The organism is Bacillus sp. ms-22, assembly GCF_009759805.1.
In the GTDB taxonomy this organism is placed as follows: Bacteria; Bacillota; Bacilli; order Bacillales; family Bacillaceae; genus Bacillus; species Bacillus xiamenensis.
On sequence record NZ_CP046653.1, the window covers coordinates 1,480,236 to 1,500,646 of the forward strand.

The 20,411-nt window shown below is 40.3% G+C and carries 23 protein-coding genes; 17 read left to right on the forward strand and 6 right to left on the reverse strand.

The annotated features are described in order from the left end of the window. The first annotated feature begins 39 nt into the window (after positions 1-39). Positions 40-1,782: a peptidoglycan D,D-transpeptidase FtsI family protein gene (locus GPA07_RS07680; RefSeq protein ID WP_157292297.1), complete on the forward strand. Its 1,743-nt coding sequence runs from the start codon at positions 40-42 to the stop codon at positions 1,780-1,782. A gap of 67 nt (positions 1,783-1,849) precedes the next feature. Then, positions 1,850-2,512, forward strand: coding sequence for a YrrS family protein (locus GPA07_RS07685; RefSeq protein ID WP_008358502.1), 663 nt, complete (start codon positions 1,850-1,852; stop codon positions 2,510-2,512). Positions 2,513-2,551: 39 nt separating this feature from the next. Here the strand turns inward: GPA07_RS07685 and GPA07_RS07690 are convergent, their stop codons facing one another. Beyond that, on the reverse strand, positions 2,552-2,755 hold the full coding sequence (locus GPA07_RS07690) for a YrzA family protein (protein ID WP_008358500.1): 204 nt from the start codon (positions 2,753-2,755) through the stop codon (positions 2,552-2,554). Positions 2,756-2,941: 186 nt separating this feature from the next. Between GPA07_RS07690 and GPA07_RS07695 the strand changes: the two genes are divergently transcribed. The 7 genes from GPA07_RS07695 to GPA07_RS18820 all read left to right on the forward strand — a co-directional run bounded on the left by GPA07_RS07695 (position 2,942) and on the right by GPA07_RS18820 (position 7,618). After that, a complete protein-coding gene (locus GPA07_RS07695) occupies positions 2,942-3,583 on the forward strand; it encodes a class I SAM-dependent DNA methyltransferase (protein WP_008358498.1) in 642 nt (213 codons plus the stop codon). A gap of 15 nt (positions 3,584-3,598) precedes the next feature. Next, positions 3,599-4,294: a 5'-methylthioadenosine/S-adenosylhomocysteine nucleosidase gene (mtnN, locus tag GPA07_RS07700; protein WP_157292298.1), complete on the forward strand. Its 696-nt coding sequence runs from the start codon at positions 3,599-3,601 to the stop codon at positions 4,292-4,294. 47 nt (positions 4,295-4,341) lie between these two features. Then, positions 4,342-5,265 carry a PLP-dependent cysteine synthase family protein gene (locus GPA07_RS07705; protein ID WP_008358494.1) on the forward strand — a complete coding sequence of 308 codons (924 nt, stop codon included), beginning with the start codon at positions 4,342-4,344 and terminating at the stop codon, positions 5,263-5,265. A 1-nt stretch (position 5,266) separates the two neighbouring features. Further along, the gene (locus tag GPA07_RS07710) at positions 5,267-6,415 is read left to right on the forward strand and encodes a bifunctional cystathionine gamma-lyase/homocysteine desulfhydrase (protein WP_008358492.1); all 1,149 of its coding nucleotides are present in this window, start codon (positions 5,267-5,269) and stop codon (positions 6,413-6,415) included. A 72-nt stretch (positions 6,416-6,487) separates the two neighbouring features. Beyond that, a complete protein-coding gene (locus tag GPA07_RS07715) occupies positions 6,488-6,718 on the forward strand; it encodes a YrhC family protein (protein WP_008358490.1) in 231 nt (76 codons plus the stop codon). A gap of 444 nt (positions 6,719-7,162) precedes the next feature. Beyond that, the gene (locus GPA07_RS07720; protein WP_008358488.1) at positions 7,163-7,297 is read left to right on the forward strand and encodes a YrzI family small protein; all 135 of its coding nucleotides are present in this window, start codon (positions 7,163-7,165) and stop codon (positions 7,295-7,297) included. Positions 7,298-7,456: 159 nt separating this feature from the next. Then, on the forward strand, positions 7,457-7,618 hold the full coding sequence (locus GPA07_RS18820; protein WP_155887861.1) for a hypothetical protein: 162 nt from the start codon (positions 7,457-7,459) through the stop codon (positions 7,616-7,618). A gap of 44 nt (positions 7,619-7,662) precedes the next feature. On the opposite strand, the gene GPA07_RS19140 is transcribed toward GPA07_RS18820, so the two are convergent. Then, positions 7,663-7,788, reverse strand: coding sequence for a YjcZ family sporulation protein (locus tag GPA07_RS19140; RefSeq protein WP_008342643.1), 126 nt, complete (start codon positions 7,786-7,788; stop codon positions 7,663-7,665). A 267-nt stretch (positions 7,789-8,055) separates the two neighbouring features. On the opposite strand from GPA07_RS19140, the gene GPA07_RS07735 reads away from it, so the two are divergent. The 8 genes from GPA07_RS07735 (at position 8,056) to GPA07_RS07770 (ending at position 17,301) form a co-directional block, all read left to right on the forward strand. Continuing rightward, on the forward strand, positions 8,056-8,658 hold the full coding sequence (locus tag GPA07_RS07735) for a class I SAM-dependent methyltransferase (protein ID WP_008358486.1): 603 nt from the start codon (positions 8,056-8,058) through the stop codon (positions 8,656-8,658). A 429-nt stretch (positions 8,659-9,087) separates the two neighbouring features. Further along, positions 9,088-10,302, forward strand: a complete 1,215-nt coding sequence (fdhA, locus tag GPA07_RS07740) for a formaldehyde dehydrogenase, glutathione-independent (RefSeq protein WP_008358484.1) — start codon at positions 9,088-9,090, stop codon at positions 10,300-10,302. A gap of 230 nt (positions 10,303-10,532) precedes the next feature. Continuing rightward, entirely contained in the window at positions 10,533-11,477 is a 945-nt protein-coding gene (locus tag GPA07_RS07745) for an ABC transporter ATP-binding protein (protein ID WP_008358482.1), read from the forward strand. Between the two features lie 38 nt (positions 11,478-11,515). After that, on the forward strand, positions 11,516-12,664 hold the full coding sequence (locus GPA07_RS07750) for an ABC transporter permease (protein WP_232532122.1): 1,149 nt from the start codon (positions 11,516-11,518) through the stop codon (positions 12,662-12,664). Further along, a complete protein-coding gene (locus GPA07_RS07755) occupies positions 12,657-13,778 on the forward strand; it encodes an ABC transporter permease (RefSeq protein ID WP_157292300.1) in 1,122 nt (373 codons plus the stop codon). Before GPA07_RS07750 ends, GPA07_RS07755 begins: the two co-directional genes overlap by 8 nt. 70 nt (positions 13,779-13,848) lie before the next feature. After that, positions 13,849-14,598 (forward strand): glucose 1-dehydrogenase, encoded by a 750-nt coding sequence (locus GPA07_RS07760; RefSeq protein WP_008358476.1) that lies wholly within the window; start codon positions 13,849-13,851, stop codon positions 14,596-14,598. A gap of 371 nt (positions 14,599-14,969) precedes the next feature. Beyond that, positions 14,970-16,190 (forward strand): MFS transporter, encoded by a 1,221-nt coding sequence (locus GPA07_RS07765; RefSeq protein WP_008358474.1) that lies wholly within the window; start codon positions 14,970-14,972, stop codon positions 16,188-16,190. A gap of 70 nt (positions 16,191-16,260) precedes the next feature. Further along, positions 16,261-17,301, forward strand: a complete 1,041-nt coding sequence (locus tag GPA07_RS07770; protein ID WP_008358472.1) for a 2,3-butanediol dehydrogenase — start codon at positions 16,261-16,263, stop codon at positions 17,299-17,301. Positions 17,302-17,342: 41 nt separating this feature from the next. Here the strand turns inward: GPA07_RS07770 and GPA07_RS07775 are convergent, their stop codons facing one another. Genes GPA07_RS07775 through GPA07_RS07790 form a run of 4 tightly spaced genes read right to left on the reverse strand, consistent with a single transcriptional unit; the run spans position 17,343 to position 20,409 of the window. Then, positions 17,343-18,056 (reverse strand): amino acid ABC transporter permease, encoded by a 714-nt coding sequence (locus GPA07_RS07775; RefSeq protein ID WP_008358470.1) that lies wholly within the window; start codon positions 18,054-18,056, stop codon positions 17,343-17,345. Positions 18,057-18,068: 12 nt separating this feature from the next. Beyond that, positions 18,069-18,767, reverse strand: a complete 699-nt coding sequence (locus GPA07_RS07780; RefSeq protein ID WP_008358467.1) for an amino acid ABC transporter permease — start codon at positions 18,765-18,767, stop codon at positions 18,069-18,071. Next, positions 18,764-19,624: an amino acid ABC transporter substrate-binding protein gene (locus GPA07_RS07785; RefSeq protein ID WP_071168875.1), complete on the reverse strand. Its 861-nt coding sequence runs from the start codon at positions 19,622-19,624 to the stop codon at positions 18,764-18,766. The genes GPA07_RS07780 and GPA07_RS07785 overlap by 4 nt, the downstream gene beginning before the upstream one ends. Continuing rightward, positions 19,621-20,409 (reverse strand): amino acid ABC transporter ATP-binding protein, encoded by a 789-nt coding sequence (locus tag GPA07_RS07790; RefSeq protein ID WP_082194741.1) that lies wholly within the window; start codon positions 20,407-20,409, stop codon positions 19,621-19,623. The genes GPA07_RS07785 and GPA07_RS07790 overlap by 4 nt, the downstream gene beginning before the upstream one ends. Between the last annotated feature and the right edge of the window lie 2 nt (positions 20,410-20,411).

A 20,411-nucleotide genomic window follows, 5' to 3' on the forward strand; every position in this document is an offset into this window, starting at 1 on the left:
CGATAAACACCTCGTCCACAATAAGGACGAGGTGTTTTTATGCGCAAAAAAAGAAGAATTCAATGGACGGGTGCCATTATATTTATATTATTGCTCGGTCTTCTGATCAGATTGGCAGAAATCCAGCTGTTTTTCACAGAATCTTTTTCAAAGCTTGATATCAATTTGATACAAGAAAGTGTCAAACAGCGGACAGAAGAAGTGGTCATTTCAGACGGACGTGGCGAGTTTTTAGATCGAAACGGCGAGGCACTTCTCACAAAAGAAGAGCCAGCGGTCATCATCTTTCCTTTCCTCCAATATGACCTTCCTCACTTAAAGCAAACGGCTTTGATTCTTGAGATGGAAGAAGATGAACTGAAAAGGCAGCTGACAGAAACGAAAAAACCACTGATTTTAAAAAATGACATCACGAAAAAAAAGCTCAAAGACATCAATGAGATGAAATATTCAGGTGTTTATGGCGTATATATGAAAGAGAAGGACAAAAAAAGACTGGCCCTTCACACATTAGGCTTCACAAGCGAGAATCCAGAACTCTTAAGAAAGCGTTATCCTGACAAAAAAGAGCTTTCAATCCGAACCGAAATCGGTACATTTGGGCTAGAAAGTACATTTGACGAATTTCTATTACCCGAGCAAGACACAAAATTGTTATATCATGTGGACGGAAGGGGAAACCCTTTGTTTGGGATGGACGTCAAATATACAGCAGAAGCTCATTCGTTTTATCCGCTGCAGGTTCAGACAACCATGGATGAAGACATGCAAGCTGAAATGGAGAATGTTCTAAAAGAACAAGGCGTCGAAAAAGGCGGAGCTGTTCTGCTCGACATTCAAAACAGCAGTGTGCTGGCGATGGCGAGTGTTCCAAATGTCACGAGTAAAAATCGGCATGAGGCAAGAAATTACATGCTGACTGCGATGGCACCAGGCTCTGTATTTAAAACGGCTGTGCTTGCCGCAGCGATCGAAAAAAACCTAGACAAGCCACAAACGATGTATGATTGTCGAAAGAATTTATATGGAGAGCCAGAAGGAAAACAGGAAGTGCTGAATTTGTCTGAGAGCTTTGCGCAAAGCTGTAATTATACCTTTGCGACACTCGCTGATCAGCTCATTCAAACAGATGATCAAATCATTGAAAAGACAGCTTCAAAGCTTGGGCTAGTCGATCGAGTGGGCTGGGAAGGGGATGTATACCATAAGCAGCAATTCAAACAGTTTGATCGTGAAGAAACAGGCAGTGTGTGGGGAGATAAAAGAGACAAGCATGTCAAAAAAGCCATTGCACAAACGGCAATCGGTCAAAAAAATGTTAAAACAACTCCCTTGCAAATCGCCAATATGATGGCAACGATTGCAAGGGGCGGAGAACGAAAAGAAGTGAGAATTGCAGATAAAGTGCTGTATCAAAACGGAACAACGATGCTGTCCTTTCAAAACAAACAGCCTGAAGGCGAGAGCATTGACCGCTATACAGCTCAAAAATTGCAAAAGTACTTAAGTCAGGTGGTGACGTCTGACAAAGGAACAGGCAGGAGGTTTCAAGATCTGCCATTTCATGTAGCGGGGAAGTCAGGCACTGCCCAAACAGGCAGTAAAGATAAAAAGGGCAATCCGCTTTATCATAAATGGTTTGCTGGATACTTTCCGGTAGAAAAGCCAAAATACGCCCTTGTGGTTGTTCATCTCGATGAGACAAGTGGCCGTGCTAAGACAAATGAAGCGTTTTATGATATTGTAAAAAAGGTCAATGAAATTGAAAAGAAACAGACATAGAACATCCCTTCATGTCATGTTAGAATAGTAACGACTTAGGGAACAGAGGCAAAGGAGTGCAGAGATTTTGAGTAGAAATTCTCGATTTGAACATCGTGATAAGCGCAGAAAGGCGAATATGGTGCTTAACATATTAATTGGTATCGTTGTGGTGCTTATTTTGGTTGTTGCATCGAGTTTGTTAATTTTTAATAAACCAACGAAAGATGTAGCAGACGCACCATCAAAAACGGCACCTGCTTCAAGTGAAAATAAACAAAACTCACAAGAAGATGTGAAAGATCAAAAGAAAGATACATCCGATGATGCAGATACAAAAAAAGATGATTCATCTGATCAAGACGAAGATACAAAGAAAACAGATGATGAAGAAAAGACGAACAAAGATGCGTTAAAAGACGCCAAAGTAACAGATGGCGGCAAAACAAGTGACGTAGACAAAACATATGAAAACGATGACTGGGAGCCTGTAGGAACAGAGCAATCCGGTTCACATACAGCGACCTATGATTCTAACTCAAAAGACTGGAAAGAAATGATCAAAGCCATGTCCTATGCGACAGGAATTTCAGAAGATCAAATGACTGTTCTTTGGTTAGGAAATAACGGAGGGCCTCAAGATGCAAAAGGAACCATCCGTGATAAATCAACAGGTGAACGCTACCGTGTAGAAATTACATGGGTGGATGAAAAAGGCTGGAAACCTGTGAAGGTTGAAAAATTAAAATAAACATGAAAAAAAGATAGCGGACATGCTATCTTTTTTTATTTAGACATTCGCTTTAAAATGAACAACCGCTGTATACAAAATCCGGTCATCAATGACGGTCGTTTGATGACTCACTGAATGAACAGTCAGCAGGATCGCCTGATTATGTTCAATTTGTTTTTGGATCTTTTGTTCAAGTTCTTTTAAAGATGCTGCTTCAAAAAATTCAATTTTGTCCTTTAAAAAATCCAGTTGAAAATCCATTACATTCACCCCTTCACGCTCTAGAATCATCATAATCTCTTCCTTTCAAAAGGGCAAATATTTTTCTACCCCTCCCAGTATTTTTTAGTAGGAAAGAATCAGAAGATGTGGTAGGATAGGAACTGTTCAACAGATTAAAACATACTATACGCATAGGAATAAATAGATAAAGTGGAGGGAAAGAAAATGGGACGTGAGTTTCTTTCTTTATTTGATCATTGGGCTGAGTCTTATGATGACACAGTCAGTGGTCACGACGAGCAGTATGAAGAAGTGTTTCGCGGGTATCCGGCTATTCTAAAAGAGATTGCTCGCCGTTCAGGTCAACATGTTCTTGAGTTTGGAAGCGGTACTGGAAATCTAACCGCGGCGCTTCTTAAAGCAAATAAAAAAGTGTTTGGCGTTGAACCTTCTGAGGCGATGAAGAAAGCGGCTCTTCAAAAGGGAGTACCAAATGTATTTCATGATGGAGACTTTTTATCGTTTCCAGCCCCGCCTTTTGAACCTGATACGGTCGTCAGTTCATATGCTTTCCATCATTTAACGGATGAAGAAAAAAAACAAGCCATTCACACCTATGGCAACATCCTTCCCTCAGGTGGTAAAATAGTCTTTGCTGATACAATGTTTCAAAATCAAGCAGCACATCAAGCTGAAATCGACAAGGCGAAAGCCGCTGGATTCGATCAGCTTGCAGAGGATTTAGAAACAGAATACTATCCATCTATTGATGTGCTAAAGCAAATCTTTGAAGAAGAAGGTTTTAGCACATCCTTTCAACAAATGAATGATTTTGTGTGGATCGTAGAAGCGAAGAAAAGGGAATGAAAGGATGTTTTTGATTTGAAAATCGCAGTCATAGGTGCAATGGAAGAAGAAGTGACGATTTTAAGAGATCAACTAAAGAATGCCACACAAGAAAACATCACTGGGTGTGAATTTACAACAGGTGTTTATGAAGATAAAGAAGTGATTTTATTAAAATCAGGCATAGGAAAAGTAAATGCTGCTGTCAGCACAACACTTCTGCTTGACCGCTTCCAGCCAGATTATGTGATCAATACAGGATCTGCTGGCGGTTTCCATCACTCTTTAAATGTAGGTGATATTGTCATATCGACAGATGTTAGACATCATGATGTGGATGTGACAATCTTTGATTACGAATATGGACAAGTGCCAGGACTGCCGGCTGCTTTTATTGCCGATGAAAAGCTTGTGAAGCTGGCAGAGGAATCTGCTTTAGAAATCGATCATATTCAAGTGGCAAAAGGAACGATTGCAACAGGAGATTCATTTATGAATGATCCTGGCCGTGTAGCGTTTGTCAGAGAGAAGTTTCCAGAGCTATATGCGGTGGAAATGGAAGCAGCAGCCGTTGCGCAAGTTTGCCATCTGTTTGGAACGCCATTTGTGGTCGTTCGAGCGCTATCCGATATTGCGGGGAAAGAATCCAATATTTCCTTTGATCAATTTCTTGAGCAAGCAGCAATTCACTCAACAGACCTTGTCCTGCGTATGATAAAGCAAACACAATAAAAGAAGGGGTTTCCCCCTTCTTTTCCATGCAAAGGAAGGGAAAAAATATGGCTGTCATACATGATATTACGGAATTAATTGGTCACACACCACTTTTAAAACTGTCAGGCATTGGCGTGCCAGCAGGTGTTGATGTTTATGCAAAGCTTGAAATGATGAACCCAGGCGGAAGTATTAAGGATCGTTTAGGTGATATGCTGATGAAAGAAGCACTGGCATCGGGCAAACTGCGGCCAGGCGGAACCATTATTGAAGCAACTGCGGGAAACACAGGCATCGGGCTTGCGCTAAGTGCAAGGAAGCATCAATTACGCACCATTTTCTGTGTGCCAGAACACTTTAGTCAAGAGAAACAACAACTCATGAAGGCGCTTGGTGCAGAGATTATTCATACACCAAGAAAAGATGGAATGAAGGGTGCGATTGATCGAGCCCTTGAACTAGAGGCAAGTCTTGACAATGCGTATTGTGTTTTGCAATTTAAAAACCAAGTAAATCCATTGACTTACTATAAAACACTTGGGCCAGAAATATGGTCTGATCTGCAAGGGAACATAGATGTATTCGTAGCAGGAGCGGGCTCTGGCGGGACGTTTCAAGGATGTGCCGCCTATTTAAAGGAGCAAAATAAAGCGTTAAAAACGGTTGTTGTGGAACCAGAAGGATCAATTTTAAATGGCGGAAAGCCGGGCCCGCATAGAACGGAAGGAATTGGCCTTGAGTTTATTCCAGATTATATGGAATCGTCTTTATTTGATGAGATTTATACCGTCAGTGACGACGATGCTTTCCGAATGGTGAAAGAAGCGGCTGAAAAAGAGGGCGTTCTGATCGGAAGCTCATCTGGTGCTGCTTTATTTGCCGCCTTAGAAGAAGCAAAAAAGGCAGCACCTGGGACAGTCATTGTCACCATTTTTCCTGATAGCAGTGAGCGCTATTTAAGTAAAGGCATTTATGAGGGAGGAAATTAAAATGAAACCAAAAACAATGATGATTCACAGCGGAACAACTGGTGATGAAAAAACAGGAGCCGTGTCTGTTCCCATTTACCAAGTGAGCACCTATAAGCAGCCAAAAGCAGGCGAACATACAGGATATGAATATTCCAGAACAGCGAACCCTACAAGAACAGCACTGGAATCGGTCATTCGTGATCTCGAAGGGGGAGCAAACGGCTACGCATTCGGTTCAGGGATGGCTGCGATTACAGCAGTGATGATGCTGTTTAACAGCGGGGATCATATCGTACTGACAGACGATGTATACGGCGGAACCTATCGCGTGATCACAAAGGTGTTAAACCGGATTGGCATTGAAGCCACATTTGTTGATACAAGTGATCCTGAAGCGGTGAAAAAAGCGATTTTGCCAGAAACAAAAGCTGTCTACATTGAATCACCGACCAATCCACTACTCAAAATGACCGATCTACAAGCTATCAGCCGCATTACAAAAGCAGCCAACATTTTAATGATTGTAGATAACACATTCTTCACACCGTATTTCCAAAAGCCGATTGAATACGGGGCTGACATTGTCTTGCACAGCGCCACAAAATATTTAGGCGGCCATAGTGATGTCGTAGGCGGACTTGTCGTGACAGCAACAGAAGAGCTTGGTGAGGAGCTACACTTTGTACAAAACTCTACAGGCGGTATTCTCGGGCCGCAAGATGCATGGCTTCTGATGAGAGGGATGAAAACGCTTGGACTAAGAATGGAAGCACATCAACAAAATGCGCAGAAAATTGCTGAGTTTTTAGAACAACATCCTGCCATTACACGTGTCTATTATCCAGGTTTAAGCGCTCACCCAGGTCATGAGCTTGCGAAAACACAAGCAACAGGCTTTGGTGGTATGATCTCTTTTGATATTGGAAACGAAGAAAATGTCGATGTGTTTTTAAGTCAGCTTAAGCTGTTTACAATCGCAGAAAGCCTTGGAGCGGTCGAAAGTTTAATCTCTGTTCCTGCTCGAATGACTCATGCATCCATTCCAAAAGAGCGCAGGGAAGAGCTTGGCATCACAGATGGTTTAATTCGTATTTCTGTCGGTATTGAGGATATTGATGACTTATTACATGATATCGAACAAGGGCTGGACGCACTAGCGAATGGATAGATTTACATGCCCCTCGCTTTCTCTCACTATGTTAAGCTATGAATAGACATGGATAACGGGAAGGTGAAACAAGTGAAGAAAAAGTGGAGTGGTTTAGTGACAGATTATAAGCAATACGCTTTTATTTTGCTTGCTGTCAGCACCTTTTTATATATTGGTACGATTTTACCTAATCAGCACATTGAAACATCTCCAAAAATGCTGATGATGGCAGTGGATTGTGTTTTCTTAATAGCCGCTTTTCTTTGTGTGAAACGCGCGATCTTTTTTCAAAAAAAGCTACAAGAACTAGATGAAGATTAATTCGTAAAGTCTCCTCATGTGATGAGGAGGCTTTTTTTATGGCATTGGACAATTGGACAAGAATGACTGTAGAAATTTAGTCAAACACACAAAAATCATCTCATTTACTAAAAACAGGTTTACAAAATGGTGCTTGCTGGATATACTTACAAAGTAATTAAAAACGTAAAGGAGGCTGAAGAATATGTTATTCGTATCTACTTGTGATCAACTCAACAAACAATTTCATTATGTCATCAGCCTGTGGAAGAGCTCGTGTCCTTCCTTTACCTTTTACGGTGCACGCTTCAAAACTGTTTAAGTAAACGAGGATTTCACGTATCATCCATCGCAGGTTGAAAGACACTGTCTTTTGATCTGCATTTTTGTGTGCCCGCAGGTCAACTGATAAAGAAGATCTGCGGGCTATTTCGCGTGCTGCGAACTGAAGGGAGGTGAGCGTATATGACAATCCATTTATTTTTTATTACATTGACGATCCGGCGAAAATACAAAGACATTGAAACAGTTCTTTATGAACAACAAGTCGAATCCTTTTATGAAGAAATGAAGCAGAAACAATTAAAGTATATGAACTAAGAAGGAAAAGAAAAAGATGAAAAGGAGGAGATTGACATGTTTATGATGCTGGCAATGCTTGATTGTTATACAAGGGAGAAGGACCAGGTTTAGACACGCTCCACATTGATCATCCGCACATATGATAACCGTAAAAGGAGATTGTGAGGTGATCAATGAATGTCGATGTCACCATATATGAGGTTTCCGTCAGTGGGGCACGGGTATGCGTCTATTCCGCATTCTTTAAAGCACGGGTACGGCAATCCATACAGATTGCAAAGAGAGCAAGAGGAAATGCTCAGACGCTATATGTACACATATCCAACCTATTGGTATTAAAGAAAAGGAGCAGGAAAACGTCATCGTTTCCTGCTCCTTTTACATTAGCAAATCCAGCTTGCACCGATGATGATTAACAAAATGAACAGTACAACAAGCAACGCGAATCCGCCTGCAAAACCGCCACCGTAGCCACCGCAGTAGCCTCCAGAATAACCGCCAAAGCCCATAATCTAGCACCACCTTTATCTAATCAAGATACATTCATAAAATATGCAGCTCATGCAGAAAACGAAATCAATCTGAGCATAATTAATGAAAATGCCTATTCGTTAAAATATTTTTCATCACGTGCGAAACATTTTCAGAAAAGGTGCCGTCTTATAAAGGAGAAAGAAATTAGGACTAGGTCTTAACTTTTGTTAGGCGAGAGCCGATATGAAAAGTAAGAAAATTCGTAAATAGTTTTATTTACTGATGCAAAGCAGGTGTTAACATTGATTCAAAGCTGGATTGGAAAACAAATGAGGGAACCAAAAGGCTTGTTCTCAAAATGGATTGCCCGCTATATGGAAAAAAATCATCATAATATCAATCAATGGACGATTCAACTCTTAAATATACAAGAAAATGACCGAATTTTAGAAATTGGCACTGGAAGAGGTATGACTTTATCAAAAGTAGCAGAAAAACTCGATCGAGGAAAAGTATATGGAGTCGATGCTTCTCGTCATATGGTGAAATACGCAAAAAGAAAAAATAAGAGGCTTGTAGAGCAGGAAAAAGCCGTTATCACACTTGGAAAAGCTGAGCAATTACCTTTTGAAGACAGATCATTCAATAAATTGTTTACAGTGCAGACCATCTATTACTTGTCAGACATAGAGCAAGTAATGAAAGAGGTGTACCGCGTTCTTCAAGTGGATGGAGAGGTATTCCTCTCTTTTCAAAAGCAGGATCTCATGAAGGAACAAAAACGTTCAAAGTCCGTTTCGACATACAGTGAACAAGAAATCAGCCGCCTCTTTTCAGCGTATCACTTTAGAGACGTTTCTGTTTATCACTATGATACATATATCTGTATCAAAGCCTTAAAATGATGAAAATATTTCCCAGGTAATGAACAAGCAATCAACAAAGAGGCTCTTCGTCAGAGGAGCCTCTTTTTGCGTGGGATGAAATCCATCGTTCGGCAATAAAAAAGACTCTTCATAAAAAGAGCCTTTTGGATTCATTTCATATGTAGGGGCCAGCCAGGTGTGTAAGGAATGATAGTATATATAAGGAATTTGTTTGTCGATTAAGGATACCTGTCTGGCTTATTCCTTATATCGACATTATTCTGCAAATGTTTAGCTTTTTTTTCAATATTTTCTTTTTTATTTGACTGGAAAATACATTTTTCTTTCCATGGTAGACATTCAGTTTTTACTTTTTGAGTCAATGTGCGGTTTGAAGAAGGGAAATGCACGAGAAATAGAGAAAATTGTAGAGACTTCATTTTTAAACAAAAAGGGAGGAATGGAAACATGTCGGGAAACAAAGGTGTCGTTTATAAAGGAGCAGGAAATGTAGCAGTGGAGGATATCGGATACCCTGATTTGGTGTTAAAGGATGGCCCTGGTGTACCTAAAGCCAATGTTGGACGTAAATGTGAGCATGGCGTCATTTTAAAAGTGGTGACAACAAACATTTGTGGAAGTGACCAGCACATGGTAAGGGGACGTACAACTGCGCCTGAAGGACTTGTCCTTGGTCATGAAATTACAGGTGAGGTTGTTGAGGTTGGACGGGATGTAGAGTTTATCCAAAAAGGGGATCTCGTATCAGTTCCGTTTAATATTGCCTGTGGCCGCTGCGTCATGTGTAAGGAACAAAAAACCCATGTGTGCTTAAATGTAAACCCTGATCGCCCTGGCTCAGCTTATGGATATGTAGATATGGGCGGTTGGGTTGGCGGCCAATCCGAGTACGTGATGGTTCCATATGCTGATTTCCAGCTCCTTAAATTTCCGGACAAAGATCAGGCAATGGAAAAGATACTTGATTTGACGATGCTTTCTGATATTTTCCCGACAGGTTTTCATGGTGCTTATTCGGCGGGCGTTAAGCCAGGCTCTACCGTCTACATTGCGGGCGCAGGGCCAGTAGGTCTTGCAGCAGCGCATTCCGCTCAGCTCCTTGGCGCGTCCGCTGTCATCGTCGGTGATCTCAATGAACAAAGGCTGGAACAGGCCAGAAGCTTTGGCTGCGAGACGATCAATTTACGAAAACATGATCGAATCGGCGAACAAATCACAAACATTCTAGGAGAGCCGGAAGTCGACTGTGCGGTCGATTGTGTCGGCTTTGAAGCTTCAGGCCATGGAGATCAAGGAGAAGCACCAGCGACCGTTTTAAATACAATTATGGATATTACCAAAGTTGGCGGTAAACTTGGAATCCCAGGACTTTACGTCACAGAAGATCCAGGTGCCGTTGATGAGGATGCAAAAGTGGGTTCTCTTAAAGTGCGGATTGGACTTGGCTGGGCCAAAGCCCATACCTTTGTGACAGGCCAAACCCCTGTCATGCAATATCACCGCAGTCTAATGAAATCCATCTTAAGCGGAAGGGCACAGATCGCCAAAGCCGTCAATGCAACCGTCATTCCCCTCGATCAAGCCCCTAAAGGATATAGTGATTTTGATTCGGGTGTAGCGAAGAAATTTGTGATTGACCCGCATGGGATGATTTCTAAATAAGGATCCATTCGAAAATAAGCTAAAAAACTTACAGGAATCGTCCTGTAAGTTTTTTGTGTTTCCAAATATAAAAAGTCCTATACTATTCTCCTGCATTTTATAACATGTTAAAATGGATGAATTGGAAAAAATAATCTTTAGTTGAAGTGAATACCATACGTGTTGATGAATGAACTATGATAGAAAATGATCCTATAGAATAGATAGGAAGAATAGGGGAGAGAGTTCAATTGCTAAAAGTACATGACATCATGAAAAATTATGAGAATAAACAAGTATTAAAAGGGGTTAGCTTTCACTTGAAAAAAGGAGAATCGTTTGGACTGTTAGGCCCTAATGGTGCAGGGAAGTCAACATTAATTGGCATTATGACAGGACTTATCCGTGCGACAAGCGGGACTGTTACGATCGGAGGTATTGATCTAACTAAAGAAACAAAGCAAGCGCAGCAATTGATTGGCATTGTTCCACAAGAGATCGCTTTATATTTAGATTTAACAGCAAAAGAAAATTTAATGTTTTGGGGGAAAATGTACGGACTTAAAGGAAAAGAGTTAAAAAATAGAGTGCAAGAAACACTTGAGTTAATCGGTTTGGATAATAGATCAAATGATAAGGTGAACGTATTCTCAGGAGGGATGAAAAGAAGAGTGAATATTGGCTGTGCAATTTTGCATCGGCCGAAACTATTAATTATGGATGAGCCTACAGTAGGTATAGACCCACAATCTAGAAATCATATATTAGAAACAGTGAAAACGTTAAATAGTGAAGGAATGACGATTATTTATATTAGTCATTACATGGAGGAAGTCGAATATCTATGTCAAAGAGTGGCTATTATGGATCAAGGTTCTTTCATTGCTATAGGGAATCAAAAAGAATTAAGTGAGCTTGTCGGAAAAAAAAGAGAAATGATTTTCACGATCAAATGTGAACAAGGACAAAACGATATAGATCGAATGTGTCAATACATACATCAATACGACCCTTTGAAGGACATTGTGGTTCAGGAAAATCAAATCAAATTATTTGATGAACATCCTCAGCAGTTACTAAGTGACCTCATTCAAGGTATGACCGAATTAAATGTTCAAATGATGTCAGCAGAAATTGTAGAACCAAATTTAGAAAATATATTTTTGTATTTAACTAGTAAAAAATTACGGGACTAGAACTGTTTAGAGGTGAGCACATGAGCATTTGGATTGTATTGAAAGATTTACTATTATTTTTTAGAGATAAAAAAAGCTTTTTTACCCTTTTTTTTATGCCTATCATTTTGATCGCTATATTAGGTGCGGCATTTGGAGATAGCATGAATGAAAATAGTGAGGTCAGTATCAACTCATTTCGTGTAGGGATCACGGATCAAGATGGGTCAACTACAAGTAAACTGTTTATATCGACTTTGTCTAAAAGTGAGCTAAGTGAAATCATTAATGTAAAGCTACTGTCAAAGGATCAACTAGAGAAAGATTTAAAAAGTAGAGTGATCGAAATGGCGATCATGATCAAGCCGAATTTTGAAAAAAGCCTAATCAAACATGACAATGTACAATTAAATATTTTAAAAGGCCCAAATTCAACATTACAGGAAATGGTTCTAGAGAATGTGGTTCTACAATTCTCACAAAACTATGAAATGAATCGTATTCTCATGCCGTTGAATCAGGGGAAAGAATTAGAGAGTGTATCTCATCAATTGAAAAAAGAACTAATAACTGAGAGAAATATTCATAAAAACAGCCAGCCGATTACATCCTTCCAATACTACGCAGGCGGGATGGGTGTGCTCTTTTTATTAATGACGGTTGTTTTCTTAGTTGGCAGTATGATAGAGGAAAAAGAGGAAGAGGTCTATAAAAGGCTGCTTGTATCAAATTTAAGCAATACTAGTTATATCGTTGGAAAGTTATTGGGTATTCTTTTAATGAGTATGATTCAGCTTTCGCTCATCATTTTATTTACTAGTGTTGTCTTTAAGGTCAACTGGGGAGATCCATTTACCGTCGTCATGATTGGATGTAGCTTTATATTAAATGCTGCTGGATTCGGTGTAATGATAGGTTCTTTTATAAAAAGAGAAAAAACGTTCAACAGTGTAGGCATTTTAGGGACACAAGTATTAGCTGCTTTAGGTGGGAGTATGGTTCCCTTGTACTTATTTCCACAGTGGTTAATCAACACCAGCTATTTTTTACCGAATTCTCTTGCTCTTCAAATGTTTTTAAAGAGTATGGCAGGTGCTGATTTTCATGAAATTCAAAGTGGTTTTTTGCTTAGCTGTGGGATGGGACTAGTTTTTTTCATCTTTGCTCTACTAAGAATGTCTTTTGAAAGGAAGCATCATTATGCATAAAATGCTAGCGATCATTTCTCTAAAGTTAAAAGAAACGCTAAAGTCCCCATTGACCCTCATCTTTTTATTTGCAATGCCAATTGTCTTTAGCTTTATCTTTGGTAGCACGGCATCAGATACAAAGAAACCCACAGTTGCTTTTGTTCAAGAGTCCAGTCAAGGTGAACTGAATCAAGAAATTTTTCGAATTCTCGAAAAGAACACGAAATTCCTTTGGATAAAGGTGTCTGAAAGTGAAGCAAAAGAATTAGTATCTGATGAAAAAGCAGTTGCATCGGTGAAAGTCACCCATCAATTAAAGTCCCATTTAAAAGAAAATAAAGAGATTTTTGATGTGACAGTTTATAAGAAAACAGAGGAATACGCGGTTTTATCTCCGTATTTAAAAGAGACAGCGGCCCACATATATCAAATCAATCAAGCTGTGAAAGAGCAGAAAAGTGTTTCGCTGATCAAGACACTGAAAAAAATAAATGCGTCTGGCATCATTTCAATGATTGAAGAAAATCTAGATGGTCAAGCAAGTGAGCAGCCAAATTTAATCCCGCTTGGATTTACCATCATGTTTATGATGTTTGCAATCTCGAGCTCGGTGTCGTCTATTCATTTGGAATATAAAGATTATACATGGCAAAGATTGCTGTCGAGTCCTATTCATAAAATATATGTGCTGCTCGGTTATTTCATTGCGTATTTCCTGCTTGGCTGGATACAATTAGGCGTTTTATTGACCGTCTTATCTGTGTTCTTCAATGTGTACTTAGGCAACTTCATACTTATTTTATTGTTTGGGTCATTCGTTATTGGTCTTGTAGTAAGTTTAGGATTTATGATCGCTGCTTTATCTCAAACAAAAAAACAAACTGAAATCTTTAGTGCAATTGTGATAGTGGGAACATGCATGTTAGGCGGTATTTATTGGCCTTTGGATATTGTTCCAGACATCATGAAAAAAATATCGATGGCTATTCCACAAACATGGATGATGTCTGGTTTTGGTGAAATCATGAGCGGCAATGTCAATCATTCAATTTTACTGCTGGATACGATAGTTTTAATTGGTTTTACCATTGTTTTTATGATCATTGGTTTAAAAAGTATTAGATCATATTGATCGGTACATTTGATTCCAACAAAATGGTATGATAGACGACATCATCTCATGTAGAAAGGTTGGATAAACAATGAACTTTCACAATAAAACAATCATCATCACTGGCGCAGCCAATGGAATTGGTGAATCGATCGCGTATGGCTATGCGAAAGAAGGGGCGCGTGTCGTGCTTGCGGATATTGATGAAGAAAAAGGGAAGCGCTTGGAGGAGCAGTTGAAAAAAGAGTCCTTTGTGGCCTTTTTTCAAAGAACGGATGTGAAACAAGAGAAGGATATTCAAGATTTAATGTTGTCTGCTGTGGAGCGTTATAAAACGATCGATATCCTCATCAATAATGCTGGGGTCATGTGTACAAAATCCCCTTATGAACTAACGGTCGATGAGTTTGATCATGTGTTACATACGAATCTAAGAGGTGCTTTTTTATGTGCAAGAGAAGCGGCACGTTATATGAAAGTAAATCAAACAGGCGGTTCCATTGTGAATATTTCATCGACTCGTGCGATCATGTCAGAACCTCATACAGAAGCATATGCAGCATCAAAAGGCGGGATATCAGCGCTTACTCATGCTCTGGCGGCTTCCTTTAGTCAGGATTCCATTACTGTGAATAGTATTTCCCCTGGGTGGATTGAAACGAAAGATGAGAAAAATCTTCGGGAGATCGATCATCAGCAGCATTTTTCAAATCGAGTCGGAACGCCAAAGGATATTGTCAAAGCTTGTTTTTATTTAACTGATGAAGACAATCAATTTGTGACAGGGACAGATGTAGTCGTTGATGGAGGCATGACAAGAAAGATGATTTATGCTGATTAAATATGGAAAAACATTGACGCGTTGATCGAGCCGCTGTATAATATGTAACAATTCAACTGAAGATCGTATAAAAAAGGAAAAGCGCAAATAGAGAAGAGTACGTAATGGCTACCTGCACAGAGAACTCCGTTCAGCTGAGAAGGAGCTTGGAAGCATTACGGAACCAAGCCTCTTAGCTCTGCATCGGATTCATTTTGATGGTGGTGCAGCGATATTCTCCCGTTACAGAGAAGGGTTAATCATAACCTGCTAAGGTTTATCTGGTAACAGATGAATGAACTGAGGTGGCAACGCGGAGTCAATCCCGTCCTCAAGACAGAAATGTCTTGGGGGCGGGATTTTTTTTGATGACAAATAGGGGGAACGTTACGATGAAAAAACATTGGCGAGATATGAGCATTTTACTTGGAGCGATTGGTATGGCGAACATAGGAGAATGGATATACATAATTGCTCTCCACCTACTGATTTTTCAGGAAACGGGCTCCGTTCTTGCTGTAACAGCCGTCTATCTGCTAAGGCCTGTCTCTGCTCTTTTAACAAATAGCTGGTCTGGCAGTTTGATTGACAGGCTGAATCAGCGTAATGTCATGATCAGTCTAGATGTATGTCGGGCCATTCTGATTGCATGTATTCCCATTGCCTTATTTTCAGGCCATTTATTGATCGTATACGTTATGTTGTTTCTCATACAGATGGCACACGCCATGTTTCATCCAGCGTCGATGGTATATATGACAGGACTGATCCCAGCGGATAACCGCAAACGATTTAATGCCATTCGGTCTTTATTACAATCGGGTGGATTTTTACTTGGACCCGCTGTAGCAGGGCTGCTTTTTCTGATCGGCACACCAGTCTTTTCAATTTATGTGAATGCGATCTGCCTTTTGATATCCGCTCTTTTGACAATGTGTTTACCGATTTTGTCAAAAACAAACGAGGCACAAAAGGAGTTTTCCCTTTCCATATTAAAGGAGGATGCAGCACTTGTTCTTCGTTTCAGTCTCACATCTCGCCAAGTGATGGCGGTGTATTTATTATTCAGTGCCGCTATCATGGTGTTGCCTACTGCTATTGACTCACTTGAAACAGCTTTTGCAAAAGAAGTGTTGATGCTGACCAATACCGAATATGGATTTCTTGTCAGTATGGCAGGAGCAGGGATTATCGCAGGGGCATGTCTCAATACGGTCATTGTCGAAAGGCTGCCTGTTTCTATTATGCTTGGTGCGGGAAGTTTGTTTGTGGCTTTTGGTTACTTGATCTATGCTTTTTCTAGCACATTGACTGCAGCAGCAGTTGGCTTTTTTGTTCTCGCTTTCTTTTTAGCATTTGCAAACACCGGTTTTATGACTTTTTATCAAACGAATATCCCGGTAGAGGTCATGGGGAGAGTGGCAAGTTTTTATGCGTTATGTGAAGCTGTTCTGACGATGATGATGACAGGAATATGCGGCGTATTGGCGCATGTGTTATCGATACGTACTTCTGTCATAATTGGCTGCCTATGTATGCTTCTTATTTGTCTATTGCTATGTTTTGTCATTTTTCGTCCATTGACTGTCAAAAAAATAGTGCATCTTTCTTAGAAAATTTTAAAAATTATGTTATCATTATTTAAGTAAGTTAATTAAAAAAAAGAGAAAAGGAGTCTTACAAATGAAAGCACTACGCTGGCACGATCAAAAGGACATTCGACTAGAGGAAATTGACGAACCAACAGTTGCTCCAGGAAAAGTGAAGCTTAAAGTAAAATGGTGCGGCATTTGTGGTAGTGATTTACATGAATATTTAGGAGGGCCTATCTTCATTCCGGTCAATGAACCTCATCCACTGACAAAAGAAAAAGCACCTGTGACACTTGGTCATGAGTTTTCAGGTGAGGTTGTTGAGGTAGGAGAAGGTGTGAGCGATTACAAAGTAGGTGATCGAGTCGTTGTAGAACCTATTTTTGCAACTCACGGGCATCAAGGTGCCTACAACTTAGATGAAAACTTGGGATTTTTAGGACTTGCCGGTGGCGGCGGTGGATTCTCTGAATATGTATCAGTCGATGAAGAATTACTTCATTTATTGCCAGACGAAATCTCATATGAACAAGGTGCACTCGTAGAACCTGCTGCAGTTGCTTTATATGCCGTTCGTTCTAGTAAACTAAAAGCTGGGGATACAGCGGCTGTGTTTGGCTGCGGACCAATTGGCTTACTTGTCATTGAAGCGCTGAAAGCGGCTGGTGCTACAGATATTTATGCAGTGGAATTATCAAAAGAGCGCCAAGAAAAAGCAAAAGAGCTTGGAGCGATCATTGTAGATCCTTCTCAATATGAAGATGTTGTTCAAGAAATCGCCCGCCGTACAAACGGTGGAGTCGATGTTTCTTTTGAAGTGACAGGTGTACCTGTTGTATTGAAGCAAGCCATCCAATCAACTAGAATTTCAGGTGAAACGGTCATTGTGAGTATTTGGGAGCAAGGTGCAGAAATTCTGCCGAATGACATTGTCATTAAAGAACGGACAATCAAAGGCATCATTGGCTATAGAAATATCTTCCCATCTGTATTAAACCTAATGAGAAAAGGCTATTTCTCTGCGGATACACTCGTCACGAAAAAAATCAAGCTGGACGATGTGATCGAGGAAGGCTTCCATGCATTAATCAATGAAAAAGATCAAGTGAAAATTTTAGTCAGTGCTGAATAAGTAGGACGACAAAGAGAAGGGCATCTGCCATTCTCTTTTTTTTAACGTCCAAGAGATTTTCCGTACACGCTGACTCGTTTCTCTAACAAAGCAAAAGCGAGTTCAAAGAAAATACTAAGCATCCAATAGATCAAAGCAGAGACAAGATACGTTTCTAAAAACTTGTAGCCATCATTTGCAATGATGCGAGAGATTCCCATGATTTCCAGTACACCAATTGTAAACGAAAGGGATGTGGCTTTTAACAGCTGAATGAGCTGATTTCCTAGGTTTGGCAGGGCAACCACAAACGCTTGCGGTAAAATAATGCGAATCATCGCCTGTCTGGTGGTCATGCCAACGATTTTTGCCGCTTCAAGCTGCCCTCTGTCTACTGCAAGAAGTGCGCTTCGGACCACTTCTGTTAAATGTGCGGCTGAATGCAGGCTGAAGGTGATAAGGGCAACGGTAAGCGGGGAGACCATATCCGGGTGAAAGGTCAACCCAAAAGTGCTATTTATTTTGGTCAGAACAAATGGAATGCCATAAAAGAAAGCAAACAACTGAACAATGAGAGGTGTTCCTCTAAAAAATGAGACATAGAGTGTGACCAGCTGGCGGAGCACAGGGATACGAAAGAGGCGAATGAAAGCAAAAACAGATCCAATCAAAAGGCTCACAGCCATAGAAACAAGTGCAATCAATAAGGTAAAGGGAACGCCTTTTAGAATATGTGGTATTTGGTCAATCGCAAATGATATATCAATGGTTTGCATCAAATCGCCTCCTTAGCGTGACAGGCTGGTGCGGCCTTTCACAAACTTTCTTTCCAGTAGCATCGTGATCAGTTCAATACTGATGCAAATCAGCCAATACACAATTGCAATGATGACGTACACTTCAAACATCCCTATCCCGTAGTTATTGCCTAGGATGATTTTGACCTGTCCCATCATATCAATGAGTCCGATTGTAAATGCAATGGCGGTATCTTTTACGAGATCAATGGTGTAATTTCCGAGGTTCGGAAGTGCAATGAGAAAGGCTTGCGGAATAATGATCCTCATTAATGCCTGCGTATCTGTCATCCCAACAATGTAAGCTGCTTCAAGCTGATCTCTCCCCACAGAGGAATAGGCACTGCGAAAGACTTCAGATAAATAAGCGCCCGTATGTAAAGAGAATGTGATCATGACAAATAACACACGATCCCAATGATTGATTTGAATACCGGCCATGAGTAAAAGCTGAGGTAGGCCAAAATAAATCAGAAATAACTGAACAATGAGCGGCGTACTTCGTGTAAATGACAAATAAATGACCGCCAATTGTTTCAGCACTGGCATTTGTTTGATTCGAATACAGGCAAATAGCAATCCGATGATGATGGCAAAAAACAAAGACACCACAATCATAAGAAATGTGAGTGGCAGACGATCAACCACCTGTAAAAAGATGCTCAGCCAATCTCCAGCTGTAAACGTCATGGCGCTTCCTTCCTTTCTTCATATTGATAGCCTTGCTCTGATATATAGTCAATATCTTGAAAGAAATCAACGCCAAACCATTTCTTCGCAAGGTCAGGTAATGTTCCATCTTCGATCATCTCTTGTGTCACTCGGTCCAATTCTGATGCTAGTTTCTTTTGACTAGGCTGTAAGACAAGATAAATAGGTTCCTTTGAGACAATACCGCCCACTTTGACTTTCAGGTGAAGATGTTTTTGAATCGTATCAAAGGTCGAAATATTCATAAAAGCCGCATCGGATCGTCCGCTTTCGACTCGTTTTAAATTGAGTTCGTTTGAAGGACTTTCAATGGTGGTGAGCGGAATTTTTGGATCATTTTCTTCATTATATTGATTTAATATGGAACGAAGGCCGCCGCTAGGACTGACGGGGGCGAGCTTTTTTGATGTCATATCGTCAAGAGATTGAATATCTTGCTCTGATTCATTCACAATTAAGCCTGTCATCGAATAGCCGTATGGAACCTTAGGATAGAGAAAACGTTTTTCGCGTTCAGGATTACTGAAAAACCAATTAGCCGCCATTTCAAATTTCCCAGCGCCAATCCCAATTAAATTGGATTCTTCCTCGCCAAAGATATAATCAAAATGAACGTGTGGCAAACGTTTCTCGACTTCATTTAAATAATCGATGTTATAGCCAATCGGCTCGTTTTGGTCATTTGTGGCTAAAAAAGGCGGATTGACTTCTGCGCTTAGTGCGACTTTGACAATTTGTCTGCCATCATCTGTTGTTGTTTTCACACTACTGCAGCCAATGAGTGAGAGGAGAAACAGAAGAATACTAGCGGAAGTGAATAAAGTCTTGCGCTTCATCTGTCTTCCTCCGTTCCTTGCCACATCCCGCGATGAATTCTTGATAAAAATTGTTTCGTCCGTTCATGCTGAGGCTTCATCAAGACGTCTTCTGGTGAGCCTTTTTCAACGATTTCCCCATCTGCCATAAAGATCACTGTATCCGCTACATCCTTTGCAAACGAAATTTCATGCGTCACAATGACCATCGTCATTCCTTGGCTCGCAATATCTTTCATCATTTCAAGGATTTCTCCGACCATCTCTGGGTCCAGCGCGGACGTCGGCTCATCAAATAAAAGCACCGCAGGATTCATGGCAAGAGCACGCGCAATTCCGATTCGCTGCTGTTGACCGCCGGATAATTCGCTTGGAAATGCTTCTTTTTTATGAAGTAGCCCAATTCGCGTTAACAATTGCTCTCCGATTTTTTCTGCCTCTTTTTTAGACATGTTTTGAGACACAATCAATCCTTCTGTGATGTTTTCAAGTGCTCGTTTATTTTGAAACAAGTGATAATGCTGGAATACCATAGACGATTGCTGTCTGAGTTTTAGAAGATCTTTTTTTCGATATTGTTCAAATTGAATCGTGGCTTCTCCAACTGTCAGCGTTCCTTTGTCTGGGATATCAAGGCTGTTTAAACTGCGAAGAAGTGTTGTTTTTCCTGATCCGCTCGGTCCAATAATGGCGACCACTTCACCTTCTTGTACGGTGAAATTAATTCCTTTTAACACATGAGTTGACCCATAGGATTTATGTAGATTAGTAGCAGAAATCATAAAAGCATCACGTTCCTTTGACATAT